Here is a 16115-nt window from a genome sequence, read left to right as displayed (position 1 = left end):
CACGCCCGCCGCTGACTAGGGTGGGGACGGTGTTCACCTCTCAGGGCCCCACACTCCGCGAACTGGCCGTGCAAGCTCTCTCCTCCATCGAGGACGGCTATGACCTGCTGGCCCCGAAGTTCGACCACACCCCGTTCCGTACACCCACGCGGATCCTGCACGCGGTCGCGGAGACACTGCGTGGCATCGGTCCTTTCGACGCGGGTCTCGACGTCTGCTGCGGCACCGGCGCGGGCGTGGAGACGCTGCTGCCGCTGTGCCGGGAGCGGGTCACCGGTGTCGACTTCAGCGCCGGAATGCTGGCCCGCGCGCAGGCCGCCGTGGAGCATCGGGACGGTGGGCCCGCGGTGGAATGGGTGCGGGCCGACGCCCGTGCCCTGCCCTTCGCCGAGGCATTCGATCTGGCGGTCAGCTTCGGGGCGTTCGGACACTTCCTGCCCGCCGAGCGGCCACGGCTGTTCGCGGAGGTCTACGGGGCGCTGCGGCCCGGCGGGGTCTTCGCCTTCCCGATCGGGGCGCCGCTGCCCATGACATCGCCGCTGTACTGGGCGCTGCTCGGCTTCGACGGGGCGATGCGGGTGCGGAATCTGCTGTGGCGCCCGCCGTTCGTCATGTACTACCGGACCTTCCCGCTGCGAGGTGTGCTCGAGGATCTGCGCCGGGCCGGGTTCACGACGCGGCTCCACCCGCTGGAGGAGTTCGGCCGCCGCGTCGACGGCAGCCCCCACTGGTGTCTCGTCGAGGCGCGGAAGACCTGATGGCGACCGGCTGTTCGGTCATTGGAACGCTCTGCGATAGGCCTGCGGGCTGACACCCGCGACGCGCTTGAAGCGGTCGCGGAAGGCGGTGGGCGAGCCGAAGCCGACCTGCACGGCGATGCGCTCGACGGAGTGCCCCGTCGTTTCGAGCAGGTGCTGGGCCTGCCGGATCCGCGTGCGGTGCAGCCACTGCAGCGGCGTACTGCCCGTCTGCTCGCGGAAGCGGCGCAACAGGGTGCGGGTGCTCATGCCCGCCCGGCCCGCGATGTCCTCCAGGGTGAGCTCGCGCTTGGCGTTCTCCTCCAACCAGCGCAGGAGCGGCTCGAGTTCCGAGCCCTGCGGGGTGGGCGGCGCCTCGGAGACGATGAACTGGGCCTGGCCGCCCTCGCGTTCCAGGGGCATCACCGAGAGACGGGCCGCGTCGGCGGCGACGGCGGAGCCGTAGTCCCGGCGGATCAGGTGCAGACACAGATCGAGGCCGGCGGCCGCACCGGCGGACGTCAGGATCTGCCCGTTGTCGACGTAGAGGACATCCGGGTCGACGTCGATGTCGGGATAGCACTCGGCGAGCCTGCCCGCCGCCAGCCAGTGCGTGGTGGCGCGGAGCCCGGACAGGAGGCCCGCCGCGGCGAGCGTGAAGGTGCCCGCGCAGATGGAGGCGATCCGTGTGCCGTCGGCCGCCGCGTCCCGCAGCGCGTCGAGCACCGCGTCGGGGACCGGTCTGGACACGTCGGCGATCCCGGGCACGATGATCGTGTCCGCGTCCGCGAGCCCTTCCAGACCCCATGGCGCCCGGAGCGTGAACAGACCGGCGTCGATCTGCGGCGCGGCGGCGCAGACACGCACCCGGTAGCCGGGCCGGCCGCCCGGCAGCCGGGTACGGCTGAAGACCTCGATGGGAGTGGACAGGTCGAACGGGATGACGGTGTCAAGGGCCAGGACGGCCACGGTGTGCATGGCGGCAACGTACGGCAGAGTCGTCGTCCCGCCAAGCGCGTGGCCAGGAGATAAGACCTTCTCGTACGGCATGAGCTGGCCGGAGAGCCGATGGCGGTATCTGTGCGAAGCCTGTCACTAATGCCACTGTCGGTGGACGCGGGCGCTGGCTAATCTCGGCTGCCGGGTCCCGATCGGGAGCCGCCCGATCACTCGTTCTCCGGAATCCCGAGGGCCTTCGCCGTGACCAAGTTCTTCCTGACGCTCCATGTGCTGGCCGCCATCATCGCCGTCGGCCCGGTCACTGTGGCCGCCAGCATGTTCCCCGCGACCCTGCGCCGGGCGCAGGCCGACCCGCAGGACGCGCGAGCCGTCGCCTCGCTGCGTCTGCTGCAGCGCATCTGCTCGGTGTACGCGTTCGTCGGCGTCGCCGTCCCCGTCACCGGGTTCGCGACCGCCAGCAGCCTGAATGTGCTCGGCAATGCCTGGCTGATCGCCTCGATCATCCTCACGCTGGCCGCGGCCGTGGTGCTCATCATCCTCGTGCTGCCGCGTCAGGAAGCGGCGCTCGACGCGGTGACCGGGGAAGGCGGAGGCAGCGCGGGCGGCCAACCGGCCGACGGGACGGGCGCGGTGGCCGTGGGGGAGCGCGCCAGTACCCAACTCGCCATGTACACAGGCATATTCAACCTGCTCTGGGCCACCGTCACCGTCCTCATGATCATCAGGCCGGGCTCCACGACGGGAGCCTGACCCCGGCAGGGCCGCTGTTGACCTCCGTGGAGCGAAAGCCCTAAGTTCGGTGAACGTGCGTTCACCAGCACTTTCCTTACCACGGGGGTATCAGGAATGGTCCGTGCACCACACGCTTCGCAGGCCTCTGACCGGGCTGCCCTGCCGTCGGATGCCGTCCTCTATGTCGACCTGGCGCTCGACGCCTCCGAACAGGAGCGGCTGCGCGCCGTCGCACCCGGGCAGGTCTGGTTCGCCGAACCGGACTCCGAATCTATCGGCGACGCACACGTCCTCGCCGACTCCCACATCGCACTCGGCAACCCGCGAGCGGACTGGGTGGCGAAGGCGCCGAACCTGCGATGGTTGCAACTCGCGTCCGTCGGCATCGACCGTTATGCCGGTCTCGACTGGCCTGTCCTGGGGCAGCGCCTCACCGTCACCAATCTCGGAGGGCTCTTCGCCGACCCGGTCGCGGAGACCTGTCTCGCCGGTATCCTCGCGCTCTATCGCGGTGTCGACGTGCTGGCCGGACTCCGTACCGGGGAGACCTGGTCGAAGCTCGACGTACGGCCCGGTCTGCGACTCCTTGGCGGTGCCAACGTCCTCATCCTGGGCCGAGGATCCATCGCCTCGCGCCTCGCCGAACTCCTCGCGCCCTTCGGCTGCTCCGTCACGCACTTCGCACGGAGCGACGGCGACATTCGCACCCGGCAGGAACTCGATGCCCGGCTGCCCGACTTCGACATCGTCGTGGGGCTGCTGCCGGGTACGGACGAGACCGCCGACCTCTTCGACCGGCGGCGCATCGACCGGCTGTGCCCCGGTGCTGTCTTCGTGAACGCGGGCCGCGGCACCCTGGCCGACGAGGACGCCCTGGTCGCCGCCCTCGCATCGGGCCGTCTCGGCGGTGCGGTCCTCGACGTCACGCGTGAGGAGCCGCTGCCCGCCGGGCACCCGCTGTGGAGCTGCCCGAACGTCATCCTCACCCAGCACACCGCGGGCGGCTCACGCGACGAGACGGAGCGGATACTCGACCTGTTCGAGGACAACTGGCAGCGGCTCGCGGGTGGAGAGCCGCTGCGCAACGTCGTGCGGTGGTCCAAGGGGTATTGAGGGGGCTAGGGCAGGAAGTGGAAGCCCGGCCTCGGATGCATGAGGAAGTCATGGTGCGAGATGTTCCACGCGTACGCACCCGCCATCGAGAAGACCACCCGGTCCCCGGCCCGCAGGCCCGCCACCGGAACCCGCCGGGACAGGACGTCCTTCGGCGTGCACAACTGCCCCGCGAACGTCACCCGGTCCTGCAGCGCCTCGGACCGGGGCCAGGGATGAGGCCACGGCTCGCGCGCGGGGAGCACGGTGCAGGGCTGGTCGTGGCCCTTGGCCGCGGGGGTGCGCAGATGGTGGGTGCCGCCGCGCACCACGGCGAACTCCTCGCCATGGCTCTGCTTCACGTCAAGGACCTCACTGGCGTACCAACCGCAGTACGCGGTCAGCGCCCGCCCCGGCTCGATGCGGAGCGTCAGGTCGGGGTGCGGCGCACAGAGCCGGGCGAGGCCGTCGCCGTACCGGGCCCAGTCGAAGCGCGCGCCGGGGTCGGCGTAGTCCACGCTCATCCCGCCGCCGACGTTCACCTCCGTCAGCCGGATGCCGTGGCGCCGGGCGAGCTCCTGCGACCAGGTCACGATGGATTCGGCGACCGCGAGCTGCCGCGGTGCGTCGAGTCCGCTGGCCAAATGGGCGTGCGTGCCGAGCAGATGAAGCCGGGGGAAGTCGCCGCCGGTGAACCCGTGGACCACGGAGTCCGCTTCGGCCGGGTCGATGCCGAACGGAGTGGGCCGCCCACCCATCGTGAGTGAACTCCCCGCCAGCGCCGCGTCGTTGAGGGCGAGGTTGAACCGCAGCAGGACACCGACGCGGGCGTGCGGTACGACGCGGGCGGCGATCGCGGCCAGCATCCGCAGCTCGTAGGCGCTCTCCACATGGAAGCGCTCCACGCCGAGCTCAAGGGCGGCCGTGATCTCGTCCGGCGTCTTGCCGGGCCCGCCGAAGGCCAGCGGGCGTCCCGCCACCGCCTTGGCGACATGGGCGAGTTCGCCGCCCGACGAGACCTCGTAGCCGTCGACGTGCGGGCCGAGCGCGGTCAGTATTTCCGGCTCCGGATTGGCCTTGGCGGCGTAGTAGAGCTCGACCTGCCGGGGGAGCGCGGCGCGCACGGCGGCGGCGTGAGCGCCGAGGGTCGACAGGTCGTACAGGTAGGCGGGCAGTTCCTCCGGGGCCAGGTCGAGGGCACGCTCACGTACGGCGGGAGTGGGGGCGGTCATCCGGCGGTGCTCCAAGGTGCGTCGGTGCGGGCGCCCAGGTCCCGCACGTGCTCGGTGAGCGGAAAGGGGGAAGTGAGGCGGACGTACCCCGCGTCCCGGTCGGCCTTGCGCTCCCAGCGGGTGAGCAGATTGGCCTTGGCGGGCAGCGGCACTCCGGCGAGCAGGGCGCTGAGCCGGGGCGGGCAGCCGTGCGTGTCGGCGAACTCCCGCAGGGTGGAACGGACGTGGGACCACAGGGCGGGCTCGGTGTGCGGATGGAGGTCGGCGAGGGCGGCGAGCAGTTCGGCGACGTGGTTGACCAGCAGGCAGTAGACGACGCGGTCCCAGCCGCGCTGCGCGTCGTACGTCATCGGGTCCGCGACCTCGGGCGGGAGCGCGGCCAGGGTCTTGGCGTGACGCTCGGGGAGGAGCTTGGTGCCCTCCAGGTCACGGAAGAGCACCTGGGCGGGCATGCCGTCGTCGTCGACGCAGACAAGGACGTTCTGCAGATGCGGTTCGAGCACCAGGCCGTGGTCGAAGTACGCGGCGAGCACCGGCGGCAGCAGGAGCCGCAGATACGTCCGCCACCATTCGAGAGCCCGCTGCGGCCCCGCCCCCTCAAGGAGGCGCGAGATGTGCCCGGGCCCCGTCGGATACTCGTCCGCGACGGCCGCGGCGAGCAGCGGCGTCGTGCAGGGAAGGAGCCGCCCTGTCAGGCCCTCACGGACGATGACACCGAATCCTTCCAGGAGGGCGAGGTCGGGGCGGCCGTCGGGGCCCGCGAGTGCCAGGCTGCGGTAGGCGGGCTCGCGGAGCACGGCGCTGCCCGGGAAGCGGGTTGCGAGGTCGTCCAGGGCGCCTTCGAGTACGCGGGTGAGCGCGACGGCACCCGAAAGCTCGTAACTGGCGTTCTTTCGCAGGCAGTTGGTGATGCGGACGTTCAGGCTGAACTTGAGGAAGGTGTCACCGTCGTACAGCGTGCGTACAGAGGCGGTGGCCGCGAAGGGGGACCCGCCGGGTCCCAGGTCGATGACGTCTTCACGGTCCAGGGCGGCGCGCAGCCCTTGGTGCTCACGCAGCAGGTCGTACTGCCAGGGGTGCACGGGAAGCAGCCGGTAGCCGTCCGGCACGGTCCCGAGACGGTCGAGCGGGTCCGTGGCGCCCGGCCGCGCCGACTCCTCGGCGATGAGGTGGTTCCGTACGGCGAGGTGGCGCAGCGGGAAGGCGGCCGCGGTCTCGGGGGCGTACGCGGACCAGTCGGCGAGGTCGCCGCCGCGGGCCTTGGGGGTGGGGTGGAAGCGGTGGCCGAACAGCAGGGACTGCTCGGATGCGAGGTAGTCCGCGAGCCACTTCGGGGCCGTGTCCGTGACGGGGGCCGCCCCCCTGGCGGGCGCCGGACGGGCGGCGGCGATCGCGGCGCTGACACCTTCATGGCTGGAAGCGATCTGCTCGAGGAACTCCTCATTGCTCACGCCCGTGCGCAGCGAGAGCTCGGCGTGCGTGTACTCGGCAAGGCGCGGCCAGTCCACCTCCACCCAGCCGCCGTCCCGCTGCTCGGTCACAGGACCGGTGAAGCGATGGGCGCCGAGGAGGGACGCACGGCGCAGCGCGACACGCAGGAGAACCCCGCGGCGCGGCAGTCTGAGCAGGAGATCGCCGTCGACGACGGCGGTCTGGTGCTCGGGCCCCGAGACCTCGCGCAGCAGGCAGTTGAGGAGGGTGTGCGTCACGGCTTGGTCGGCGCTGGGCAGGCCGGTGGGCGCGGCGCCGGCGACGGGGGCGCCCGCGAGGAGGGCGGCGGACTGGGCGGGCAGTGCGGACGGGGCGGAGAACGTGCCGGTCGGCAAGGACATCAACGGCTCCAGCGGATGCGGGGCGAGCGGCGGAACAGGGCGGGAAGAGTGGCGACGGCCAGGGCTATCAGGGCGACAGCGGTGCCGGTCGGTGGGGGCGCGGGCGGGCCGAGGAGGCTGTTGACGGCCGCTGCCGCGCGTCCGGCGGCGACCGCGCCCCCTTTGGAGACGAGCTCCAGGGTGCCGAACATCGCGCCGGGGGGTCTGCCGTGGGCGCACTCGGCGGCCGGCACGGACAGGCTGACGAGACCGAACCCGGCGGCGGCATACGCCGACGATGCGGTGACCATCATGAAGTCCCCGTCCTCCCCGTCCTCCGCAGGTAGTTGGGCCCTGTCGTGTAGTGCTTGTTGATGTCGGCGGCCCCGGAGCGCTCCTTCGAGAGCAGGGTGCCCGCGGTGACCATCGCTTTGACGGGCAGCTCCGCCGCGTCCAGTACGTGCGCCCGCAACAGCGCGCCGGGCTCGCCGGGACCCGTGCCGAGCCGCTCGACGGCCTCGGCGAGCCTTTCGCGCACCAGCCGGAGCAGCCGCTCCAGCGGGGCGTGGCCGTGCCGGGCGAGCCCGAAGGCGTAGGAGCCCGCGCAGAGGTGGACGGTGATGGTGGTGAACAGATCGAGCACGGGGCGGTCCCCGTCGACGAAGATCCTCGCGTCGTCGAACTCCGCCGGGTCCGGCGCCTGTTGTCCCATTGCGCCGCGCAGTCGGGCGAGGTTGACGCGCGGCCCGTCGTTGTCCTTGAACAGCAGCCGCAGCCGAGTGCGGTGGTACGGGCCGCTGTCCGAGCCGTCGCCCGTGCACTCGTCCATCACCAGCGAGATGTTCTGCTGGTGCGACTCCAGGGCGAATCCGTAGGCGAAGAGGGTGGTCTGCCAGTCGAAGAGGAGGGCGAGTGTGGCGTCCAGGAGGGCGAGAGGATCGCCGCCGTAGAAGCGTTCGGCGAGGTGGTCGATCACTAGCCGGTCGCCACCGGGTGCCGGGCACAGGAGCGCGGCCATCGGCACGACGACGGCGCCGTCGAGACCGGCGGGGTAGCGGCGCAGGAGCACGGCGAGGAGTTCATGCCCGGCATGGGCGAAGCAGGTCTCGTCCGCGTGCAGGACGACCCCCTGAAACCTGGGCTCGCGGGCGACGACGGTTTCGATGAGGCGCTGCCCCGCGGCGCCGTCGATGAGGGTGCCCGGCTTGATCGTACGCCGGTTGCGCAGGCCCAAAGTGGCGGTGGCGAGCGGCAGTTTGAGGTGCTGGGTGGGGTGGGAGGACAGGGCGACGGTACGCATCGACAGGGTCGGTACGACATCGGGTCCGGGCCCGTCGATGAGCCGGGCCCGCCCGTCGAGCCCCGTTTCGCGCAGCGCGTCCCGCAGGGGGCCGTCGGCGGTCAAGGGGTGCACGGGGAGCAGGAGATGGCTCCCTTCGAGCTCGGGCGCGCCGGCTGCGCCAGGTGAGAGCCATGAGCCGGTGCTGTCCCCGACCGTGCTGCCGCCGACGGTGACTGCCTCGCGGGGCAGAGCGAGCCGCCGCAGCGCGAAGGTGGGGTGGAACTCGGGTGCGTACGCACGCAGTTGGTTGACGGAGAGCCCGGCCCTGCCGCGTGAGGTCGGATACACGGGGTGATCCGCCCGCGCGGCGAGCGTGTCGTATCCGAGCCCGCCCGCGATTCCGGTCCAGGCGGCGGGATCCCCGCCGTACCGACCGACGAGGAGGGTGTCCGCCTCGTCCTTCGTCCCGGCGTGCAGCCGCATGGCGTCGAGCGCCTGCTCGCACTCCGCGGCGAGGGCTTCGAATCCGCCACGGTCGACGGGGTCGGCGAGGTCACGCAGGGCGGACAGAATGCTGCCCGCGTCGGTGAGCTCGGCACCGTCGGACTCCCGCCGGAGCAGGGGGAGCCGGGCGGCGTACGTCCCTTGATAGCCGTCCGTCTGGACGGGCATCAGCAGGGCGTCGTCGGGCCGCGTCGCGGCAACCCTGGTGGCGGCTTCAGCCGTCGCGGAGTCGTCCCGCACCGCCACCTCCACCGGCAGCTTCAGCCACAAGCCGTCCGTATGCCGCACCGCCCCGCTCCGGGTGCGCCACCCCACCACGTCCTCGCGCAGGAGAGCGCTCAGCACGCGTAACAGGAGCTCACCCTCGACGTCCGAGCCCGAGCCCACGCTGTCGGCGGCCGAAGGCGCCCCGCCCGTCCTGACCGACCCGACCCACCCGCCCGTCACGGTGTGATCTCCCAGCGATGCTCGGCGAGGAAGCCCGCCACGGCCCGGTCCACCGCTCCCTGCTCGGTGCCGGTGGCGCGGACCACGCCGAGGAAGTCCCGGTTGGTGCGGTGGAGTTCGTGCCGTTCGCCGATTTCCCGCAGCGGTCGGTACGTCAGCCGCACATCGCCCACCGTCACTTCGCACGCGCGCGGGGCGGCTGTCAGCGTTCCGGCGCTCTGCGCGCACGGGTAGTCGAGCCGCGCCCGGCCGTCCGTCCGCGCGCCCAGGTCCGAGGGGAGCGGCTCGCCCAGGTGCGTCCGCAGGATGTGCTCGAAGAGCGGTATGTCCAGGAGCTGCGCGAGGAGCAGGTCGCACTGGTCGCCGATGGCGCGGTAGTTGACCTCGATGAGCCGTGCCCGCCCCGCCGCCACCACGAACTCCGTGTGGCAGGCGCCGAACCCCACACCCAGCGCGTCCAGTTGGGCGAGGACCTGAGCCGTCACCGCCTCCGGATGTGCGGGGACGAACGTCATCCGCTCCTCGATGAAGTACGGCGGCGGCGACACCGCCGTGCGGAAGCCGCCCAGGACGTGCCGGACACGGCCGTCGCCCAGAGTCTCCAAGGTGCACAGCTCCCCGGCGAGATACTCCTCGACGACCAGCGCGGCTCCCGGCCGTCGTGTCTGAATCTCCGCGCACCGCCGCTCCAGCTGTCCGGGCCCGTCGACCAGCACCACGTCCTCGCTCGCCACGCCCTCCCTCGGCTTGACCACGCACGGGAACGGCACGTCGAGTGCGCGGAGCTCCGTCGGATTCTGCCCCGCGGAGAGTTCCGCCGACCAGACCGCGTCGACGCCCGCAGCCGTGAGATGGCGCCGCATCTGCGCCTTGTCCTTGGTCCGCAGTGCCGTCCGCCAGTCCTTGCCGGGCAGCCCGAAGTACTCGGCGGCCAGTGCGGCTTGAGTCTGCAGATGGTCGCTGTTGGTGAAGACCGCGTCGGGGGAGTGATGTGCGGAGATCCGGCTGATGACGGCGCGGAAATCGCGTACGTCGCACTCAAGGATCTCCAGGCCACTCAGGATCTCCTGGGCGGGGCCGTTCCGGTGGGCATCCGGTTGATCGGTGAGGAGGGTGACGTCGAGGCCGAGCCCGCGCGCGGCGGGCAGAAAGCCTTCGGTGACGGAGTCGGTGGGGTTGCGGGCAAGGACGTACAGCCGCATGGGCGGGTCCACTTCAGGGTGCGAGCGGATGAGCGGGTGAGGGAGGGGCGCCGATTTTGCCGGCGGTTCGATGTCCGTCGCCTCGGCTACGTCCTCAAGGACGTACTCCGCGGCTTGGACACCGATGCCCGACATCCACGTCACGTGCGCACAGCGCCAACGCGCCGAATTCGGCGGCGAGTAGACGGATCCGCCGCGCGGAAAGGCTGTCTGGCGGGACGGCCCTAGCGATCTTGGACACGGAGTGAGAGTTTAGGTTAGGTATGCCTAATGATGTCAATTCGCCGTGGCGGTTGGGCCACTCGTCACGGGGAGGTGGGCGGCGCGCCGTTCGGGATGAGGCAAACTCAAGGAAAATAAGGTAAGCCTTACCTAGTTCGCGGTGGATGGATCCACCGGCGAGCTATCGATGGACCTGCTTTCCGAGGAGTACCAGTGCCGCTGACCGTGGCCCCGGACCTGGCGCCGACCGCCACCGCCCTGAGCCCCACCGCCCTGAGCCCCGCCGACCTGCTCGCCGCGACCTATCAACGGCTCGCCGCGCACTGTGAGACGCTCGCCGTCACGGTGGTGCAACCCGGTTCGACCGCGGGGCAAGGGTGGTTCACCGGTGCCGAACTGACGTTGCATCAAGATGCCCGGGAAGCCTTCGTCGAGGCGGAGGCCACGCGCATCCGCGTCGGTCACGACCACACCCCGCGCCCGGATGTCGCCGCGTCGCGCGCCCTGCACGGCTACCTCTGGTCGGTGTCGCTGCTGATGAGCGGCGCCTGGTACCTGGAGCGGCGCGTGCCGCGCGTCCGCCCGCAGGACGTACGCGTCCACGTGGAGACCGGTGCCTTCGAGGTCGTCCCCGGTTCCTTCGCCTGTCTTCCGGACGACCCGGCGGCAGGGCTCCCCGGAACCCGGGTCTTTCCCGACGAGGAGTCGCTGCGCGTCGAACTCCGCGCCGCGGTCGTGGCGCACATGCGGCCGCTGCTCACGGCGATGGGCCCTCAGCTGCGGCGCAGGCGAAGGGTGTTGTGGGGCATGGCCGGGGACGATCTCATCTCCGGGATCTGGTACCTGGGGCGCATGCTCGGCCAGGAGGACGAGGCGCTGCGGGCGGTGGACGCCCTGCTCCCGGGCCCCGTCGACCCCTTCCCCGGCGGCGCCGCCTTCCGTCACCTGACGACCCGCGACGGTGAGCGGCATCCGACCCGCACCCGTCTCGGCTGCTGCCTCTACTACACGATCCGGGCCGCGGAGGCGTGCGGCACCTGCCCGCGCGTCTGCGACTCACAGCGACTGCGGAGGCTGGAGGGGGACATCGACACGGCTGATGTGCCGTCGGAAATCGTCAGCGAAACCGGGCAGTGAAATCGTGATAGGGAATCTGGCGTAGCCCCTCGCACACGACAGGATGACGCCCATGTCCCCGTCCACGACCGAGCCGCGTACGCCGTCCGAGCCGTCCGAGCCGTCTGAGCCGTCTGAGCTGTTCCGGGTTCCCGTCATCGACATCACGCCGTACGTCGACGGCGGCTCGGCGGCCGAACGCGACCGTGTGGCACGCGAGATGGACGACGCCTGCGCCCGCGTCGGCTTCGTCCAGATCCTCGGCCACGGCATTCCCGACGAGACGGTGGACGGTCTGACAGCTGCCGTGGACGGGTTTTTCGGACTGCCTCCGGAGGCGAAGAAGAGCTACCGCGTGACCGGGGCGAACCGCGGCTACAGCCCGCCCAAGAGCGAATCCCTCAGCCTGAGTCTCGGCGTGGAGTCCGCCGGACGCATGAACGACTTCTTCGAAGCGTTCAACATCGGCACCGAAGCCCGCTCGTTCCCCGGACTCGGCCTGTCCGAGGACGACTACGGGCTCAACGTCTGGCCCGCTCAGGTCGACGGCTTCCAACCGGCCGTGCTCGGCTACTTCGCCCGGGCCGGTCGCGTGGCACGCACCCTGACCCGGATCTTCGCGGACGCCCTGGGGGAGCCGTCCGGCTTCTTCGAGCCGCTGACCGATCACTCCATCGACGTACTGCGCATGAACAACTACGCCCTGCCCGAAGGAACCGTCAGTCTCGACGGCGACCTGACGGGGATGGGGGAGCACACCGACTACGGCCTGGTCACCGTGTTGTGGGCGGACCAGGTCGCCGGTCTTCAGGTGCTCGGCGCCGACGGGGCCTGGCACGACGTTTCCCCCGTCGACGGTGCGCTCCTGGTCAACCTCGGCGACCTCACCGCCCGGCTCACCAACGACCGCTGGATGTCCACCCTGCACCGCGTCAAGCCGCCGATCGTCGACGGGGGCATCGTCCGGCGCCGGTCCGTCGCCTACTTCCACGACGGCAACGTCGACGCGGTCGTCTCCACACTGCCGAGCCACCTGGACGCCGCCGACGAACTCGCCTACGAACCGATCCTCGTACGCGACCACATCAAGGCGAAGCTGGCGGGGTCCCGGCAGGGCAAGGCGAACGCGGCGGCCGTCCGGGAGGCGGCGCGGGTGCGCGCGGCCGCGGGGCGGGAGGCCGACAAGGGCGGCTCCGCGGCCGACTCGGGTTCCGTCACACCTGGTTGAGGGAGGTGCGGATCGCCTCCAGGGCCTCGGTGATGTTCGCTTCGGCGGCCGCCTTGTCGAGGCCGAGCCCGGCGAGCGTGCCCGTGCCGCCCTCCGCCTCCAGGAGCGAGAGGAGGATGTGCTCGGTGCCGATGTAGTTGTGACCGAGCCGGAGCGCCTCGCGGTAGGTGAGCTCCAGGACCTTCTTCGCCCCGGCGTCGTACGGGATGAGGTCGGGAACCTCGCCGACCGCGGGAGGCAGCGTTTCGGTGACGCTCTCGCGGATCGCGGCGAGCGAACCCCCCTGCGCGACGAGCGCCTTCGCGGCGAGTGCGTCCGGCTCGGTCAGGAGGGCGAGGGTCAGATGGCCGGGGCCGATCTCGTCGTTGCCCGCCGCTCGGGCCTCCTCCTGCGCTGCCATGACCACGTTCTTCGCCCTGAGGGTGAACCGGCTGAAGCCCTGTCGGGGGTCGAGGTCCGACATCTCGCCGGGGTCCTTGGCCACGAACCGCTTCTGGGCCGCCTGCCGGGTGACCCCCATGCTCTTGCCGATGTCCGTCCACGAGGCGCCCGAGCGGCGCGCCTGGTCCACGAAGTGTCCGATCAGATGGTCGGCGACATCACCGAGGTGATCGGCGGCGATCACGGCGTCGGAGAGCTGGTCGAGTGCTTCGGGGTGGGCCTTCTTGATGACCTGGATCAGATCGTCGAGACGGATGGGCTGCGTGGGCTGCACGGGCTGCGTCATGTGTCAACGGTAGGTTGACAGTGGAGAGGGTGTCAACCCCAAGTTGACAGTCGGGTTCACTCCGACGAGTGGAGTGAGGGAGTGGCTCCCGCGCCTACTCCGCCCAAGGGGAGTTCTGGATGACCTCGACGAAGTCGCCGCGGGTGTAGCCGGGGACGAAGTGCTCAAGGACGTCGGCCTTCACGTTTCCGAAGGTGGTCTCCGGCTTGGGGGCGATGCCTTCGGTGAACGCCTCCAGGATCCGCCGCTTGAAGTCGGGGCGGGGGTGCAGTGCGATGATCTCGGCGCGGTCGTCGGCGGTCAGGTCGTCATAGCCGATGCCCAGGACGTCGTACTCCACCCCGGCCGTGACCAGGGCGACCTCCGGCTCCATGAACTCCGGGATGCCCGGGGTCGTGTGGAGGGCGATCGCGGTCCACACCCGGCGCACGCTGTCCTCCGGTACGCCGTGACCGTGCAGGAAGCCGCGGGCCTCCTCGGCGCTGTCCACCTCGAAGCGGCGGCCACTGTCCCGAAACCGCTCGCCCAGGCCCAGGTCGTGGAACATCGCGCCGATGTAGAGCAGCTCGGGATCGAAGCTCAGCCCGCGCCGGCCGCCCTGCAGGCTGCCGAACCAGAAGACGCGGCGGGAGTGGTGGTAGATCAGCTCGCTCGTCGTGTCCCGCACCAGCTCGGTGGCCGCGGCGGCCAGCTTGGTGTCCGGCACGGACACTCCGGCGGCGGAAGAAGCGTGGACGGTCATGGCGTGACTCCGGTCTTCATGCGTGACTCCGGTCTTCATGGAGGAGGCGGGGGGCGGGTCTCTGTCGGCCGTTGGAACCAGCCTGCTCGACGTACGTGTCTGACGGCCATGTCCCTGTGGACAGGTACCCCACACATCTGGACACGCTCTGCCGCTACCGTGGTCCCGTGCCCGAGCCACCGGACGGACCCCGCCCCCACCACGTCTGCGTACTGGCCTTCGACGGCGTGCGCCTCCTCGACGTCGCGGCCCCCTTGGAAGTCTTCGCCACCGCGGCCCGCTACACCGGTGGCGGTTACACCGTGCGGGTCTGCACCCCCGACGGGCGCGACGTCAGGACCTCCACCGGGCTGCGGATCGCGGCCGATCTGCCGGCGGCCGATGTGGGCGCCGCGGACACGCTCGTCGTACCCGGCCACGCCGAGCTCGTCACGTTCGCCGAACGGCCCGACCTCGTCGAGCTCGTGGCCCAACTGGCAGGCGGGTCCGGGCGGGTGACCGCCGTGTGCACTGGGGCCTTCGCCCTGGCCGCGGCGGGACTCCTGCACGGGCGAAGGGCGACCACGCACTGGGAGCACGCGGCGAAGCTGGCCCGGCTCTACCCCGACACCACCGTCACCCCGGATGCCATCTACGTCCAGGACGGGCCCGTCTTCACCTCGGCCGGGGTCACCGCCGGCATCGACGTCTGCCTGGCTCTCGTGGAACAGGACCACGGTCCCGACACCGCGCGGCGGGTCGCCCGGGACCTCGTCGTCTTCCTGCAGCGGCCCGGCGGACAGTCCCAGTTCTCCGCCGCCTCACGCACCCCGGCGACCAGTCATCCGCTGTTGCGCCCGCTCCTCGACGCCATCGCCGCCGACCCGGCGGCCGACCACCGCCTGGCGACCCTGGCCGGGCGGGCCGCCGTGAGCCCCCGGCATCTGACCCGGCTCTTCTCGCGGCAGCTCGGCACCAGCCCGGCCGCGTATGTGGAGTCCCTCAGACTCGAGGCGGCCCGCATGCTCCTCGAAAGCGGCGCGAGCGTCACGGACGCGGCCGAGCGCAGCGGCCTCGGCAGCGACGAGACGCTGCGCAGGGCCTTCGCCCGGCATCTGGGGACGACGCCGTCCGCGTACGCCGCACGCTTCCGGACGACACGGGCGGGTACCTGAGACGTCGGCCGCCGCCAGGTGCCAGGTGTCAGCCGTCTGTCAGGAGACGATCGAGCGTTGCCCGGCCCGCGACTCCCCAGGTGCGCTTCCCGCCAGGGAGGCCCTGTTCCCCCGCCCGGCCGATGTGGATGAGGCCGACGGCCCGGTAGACGGCCCAGCCCCGGGCGCGCCGGACGGTCGCCTCGTCGGCGTGGGCGTACGTGTCGAAGAACCGTGCTGCCGCGCCCGCGGGGAGCAGCAGCCACGCGGCCGAGAGATCGGTCGCCGGGTCGCCCGCGCACATTTCACCGAAGTCGATCACACCGGACAGCGTCCCGCCGGAGACGACGACATTCGCGGGATGAAGGTCACCGTGCAGCCAGACCGGCGGGCCTTGCGGACCGGGAGCCGAGACGGCGTCCTCCCAGATGTCCCGGGCTCCGGTGAAATCGACGCCGGAGGCGATGTCCTTGAGGCCTTCGGTGAAGTCGTGCGCGAGGGTGCCGAGGGGAACGCCCCGCGACGGGTTGGCCGGTGCGTCGGCGGGCGCGTCCACGTGGAGCGCCCTGAGGAATTCCGCCAGCGCGTCGGCCGCGTGGTCGTCGCGGCTGATAGTGGCACGGTCGAGAGGTTCGCCGGGGACCCAGGTCGCGATGGTCCAGTGCTTGGGGAAGCGTGTGGACGGTTCACCGATCCGCAGGGGTGTCGGCACCGGGAGCGGAAGGCGCGGGGCCAGGGCGGGGAGCCAGTGGTGCTCTTTGCGCAGGAGATCCGGAGCGCGTTCCGTGCAGGGGAGCCGTACGGCCAACTCATCGCCCAGACGCCAGAGTTGGTTGTCCCAGCCGGTGACCGTCCCGTGGAGGTCAAGGTCCGCGAGGTCGGGATGCTGCTCATGGAGCAGGGAACGGACCAGTGCCTCATCGATCTCGAAGACGTCGCTCATGCGCG

The 16115-nt window shown here is 71.2% G+C and carries 15 protein-coding genes; 6 read left to right on the top strand and 9 right to left on the bottom strand.

Annotated elements, in window-relative coordinates:
* Positions 1–29 precede the first annotated feature (29 nt).
* Positions 30–758, top strand: a complete 729-nt coding sequence (locus ACFQ7F_RS26955) for a class I SAM-dependent methyltransferase (RefSeq protein WP_383275168.1) — start codon at positions 30–32, stop codon at positions 756–758.
* Positions 759–776: 18 nt separating this feature from the next.
* Here the strand turns inward: ACFQ7F_RS26955 and ACFQ7F_RS26950 are convergent, their stop codons facing one another.
* Entirely contained in the window at positions 777–1715 is a 939-nt protein-coding gene (locus ACFQ7F_RS26950; RefSeq protein ID WP_383275164.1) for a GlxA family transcriptional regulator, read from the bottom strand.
* A gap of 222 nt (positions 1716–1937) precedes the next feature.
* Between ACFQ7F_RS26950 and ACFQ7F_RS26945 the strand changes: the two genes are divergently transcribed.
* Both ACFQ7F_RS26945 and ACFQ7F_RS26940 read left to right on the top strand, forming a co-directional pair.
* A complete protein-coding gene (locus tag ACFQ7F_RS26945) occupies positions 1938–2447 on the top strand; it encodes a hypothetical protein (protein WP_383275161.1) in 510 nt (169 codons plus the stop codon).
* 96 nt (positions 2448–2543) lie between these two features.
* A complete protein-coding gene (locus ACFQ7F_RS26940) occupies positions 2544–3542 on the top strand; it encodes a D-2-hydroxyacid dehydrogenase (RefSeq protein ID WP_383275157.1) in 999 nt (332 codons plus the stop codon).
* 5 nt (positions 3543–3547) lie between these two features.
* Here ACFQ7F_RS26940 and ACFQ7F_RS26935 read toward each other — a convergent pair whose 3' ends face one another.
* Genes ACFQ7F_RS26935 through ACFQ7F_RS26915 form a run of 5 tightly spaced genes read right to left on the bottom strand, consistent with a single transcriptional unit; the run spans position 3548 to position 9999 of the window.
* Positions 3548–4753 (bottom strand): type III PLP-dependent enzyme, encoded by a 1206-nt coding sequence (locus tag ACFQ7F_RS26935; protein WP_383275154.1) that lies wholly within the window; start codon positions 4751–4753, stop codon positions 3548–3550.
* The gene (locus tag ACFQ7F_RS26930; RefSeq protein WP_383275152.1) at positions 4750–6585 is read right to left on the bottom strand and encodes an IucA/IucC family protein; all 1836 of its coding nucleotides are present in this window, start codon (positions 6583–6585) and stop codon (positions 4750–4752) included. The genes ACFQ7F_RS26935 and ACFQ7F_RS26930 overlap by 4 nt, the downstream gene beginning before the upstream one ends.
* Positions 6585–6878, bottom strand: coding sequence for a hypothetical protein (locus tag ACFQ7F_RS26925; RefSeq protein WP_383275149.1), 294 nt, complete (start codon positions 6876–6878; stop codon positions 6585–6587). The genes ACFQ7F_RS26930 and ACFQ7F_RS26925 overlap by 1 nt, the downstream gene beginning before the upstream one ends.
* A complete protein-coding gene (locus ACFQ7F_RS26920) occupies positions 6875–8797 on the bottom strand; it encodes an IucA/IucC family protein (RefSeq protein WP_383275146.1) in 1923 nt (640 codons plus the stop codon). Before ACFQ7F_RS26920 ends, ACFQ7F_RS26925 begins: the two co-directional genes overlap by 4 nt.
* Complete coding sequence (locus ACFQ7F_RS26915) at positions 8794–9999, bottom strand: acetyl-CoA carboxylase biotin carboxylase subunit family protein (protein ID WP_383275205.1); 1206 nt, start codon at positions 9997–9999, stop codon at positions 8794–8796. Before ACFQ7F_RS26915 ends, ACFQ7F_RS26920 begins: the two co-directional genes overlap by 4 nt.
* A 441-nt stretch (positions 10000–10440) precedes the next feature.
* On the opposite strand from ACFQ7F_RS26915, the gene ACFQ7F_RS26910 reads away from it, so the two are divergent.
* Positions 10441–11358, top strand: coding sequence for a (2Fe-2S)-binding protein (locus ACFQ7F_RS26910; RefSeq protein WP_383275203.1), 918 nt, complete (start codon positions 10441–10443; stop codon positions 11356–11358).
* A gap of 52 nt (positions 11359–11410) precedes the next feature.
* Complete coding sequence (locus tag ACFQ7F_RS26905) at positions 11411–12565, top strand: isopenicillin N synthase family dioxygenase (RefSeq protein ID WP_383275143.1); 1155 nt, start codon at positions 11411–11413, stop codon at positions 12563–12565.
* On the opposite strand, the gene ACFQ7F_RS26900 is transcribed toward ACFQ7F_RS26905, so the two are convergent.
* A complete protein-coding gene (locus ACFQ7F_RS26900) occupies positions 12552–13292 on the bottom strand; it encodes a Clp protease N-terminal domain-containing protein (RefSeq protein WP_383275140.1) in 741 nt (246 codons plus the stop codon). The genes ACFQ7F_RS26905 and ACFQ7F_RS26900 overlap by 14 nt on opposite strands.
* A 94-nt stretch (positions 13293–13386) precedes the next feature.
* Positions 13387–14034, bottom strand: a complete 648-nt coding sequence (locus ACFQ7F_RS26895) for an HD domain-containing protein (RefSeq protein ID WP_383275137.1) — start codon at positions 14032–14034, stop codon at positions 13387–13389.
* Between the two features lie 167 nt (positions 14035–14201).
* Here ACFQ7F_RS26895 and ACFQ7F_RS26890 point away from each other — a divergent pair, with 167 nt between their 5' ends.
* A complete protein-coding gene (locus ACFQ7F_RS26890) occupies positions 14202–15188 on the top strand; it encodes a GlxA family transcriptional regulator (RefSeq protein ID WP_383275134.1) in 987 nt (328 codons plus the stop codon).
* A gap of 28 nt (positions 15189–15216) precedes the next feature.
* On the opposite strand, the gene ACFQ7F_RS26885 is transcribed toward ACFQ7F_RS26890, so the two are convergent.
* Entirely contained in the window at positions 15217–16110 is an 894-nt protein-coding gene (locus tag ACFQ7F_RS26885) for an aminoglycoside phosphotransferase family protein (protein ID WP_383275131.1), read from the bottom strand.
* Positions 16111–16115 lie beyond the last annotated feature (5 nt).

This window comes from Streptomyces sp. NPDC056486, assembly GCF_042795295.1.
Classification (GTDB): domain Bacteria; phylum Actinomycetota; class Actinomycetes; order Streptomycetales; family Streptomycetaceae; genus Streptomyces.
This window is presented reverse-complemented; position numbering and strand designations above follow the sequence as displayed.

Bases quoted from the DNA above. Each gene is read 5' to 3' on its own strand.
- ACFQ7F_RS26950 (WP_383275164.1), bottom strand. From the start codon at position 1,715: ATGCACACCGTGGCCGTCCTGGCCCTTGACACCGTCATCCCGTTCGAC.
- ACFQ7F_RS26940 (WP_383275157.1), top strand. From the start codon at position 2,544: ATGGTCCGTGCACCACACGCTTCGCAGGCCTCTGACCGGGCTGCCCTG.
- ACFQ7F_RS26935 (WP_383275154.1), bottom strand. From the start codon at position 4,753: ATGACCGCCCCCACTCCCGCCGTACGTGAGCGTGCCCTCGACCTGGCC.
- ACFQ7F_RS26930 (WP_383275152.1), bottom strand. From the start codon at position 6,585: ATGTCCTTGCCGACCGGCACGTTCTCCGCCCCGTCCGCACTGCCCGCC.
- ACFQ7F_RS26925 (WP_383275149.1), bottom strand. From the start codon at position 6,878: ATGATGGTCACCGCATCGTCGGCGTATGCCGCCGCCGGGTTCGGTCTC.
- ACFQ7F_RS26915 (WP_383275205.1), bottom strand. From the start codon at position 9,999: ATGCGGCTGTACGTCCTTGCCCGCAACCCCACCGACTCCGTCACCGAA.
- ACFQ7F_RS26905 (WP_383275143.1), top strand. From the start codon at position 11,411: ATGTCCCCGTCCACGACCGAGCCGCGTACGCCGTCCGAGCCGTCCGAG.
- ACFQ7F_RS26900 (WP_383275140.1), bottom strand. From the start codon at position 13,292: ATGACGCAGCCCGTGCAGCCCACGCAGCCCATCCGTCTCGACGATCTG.
- ACFQ7F_RS26895 (WP_383275137.1), bottom strand. From the start codon at position 14,034: ATGACCGTCCACGCTTCTTCCGCCGCCGGAGTGTCCGTGCCGGACACC.
- ACFQ7F_RS26885 (WP_383275131.1), bottom strand. From the start codon at position 16,110: ATGAGCGACGTCTTCGAGATCGATGAGGCACTGGTCCGTTCCCTGCTC.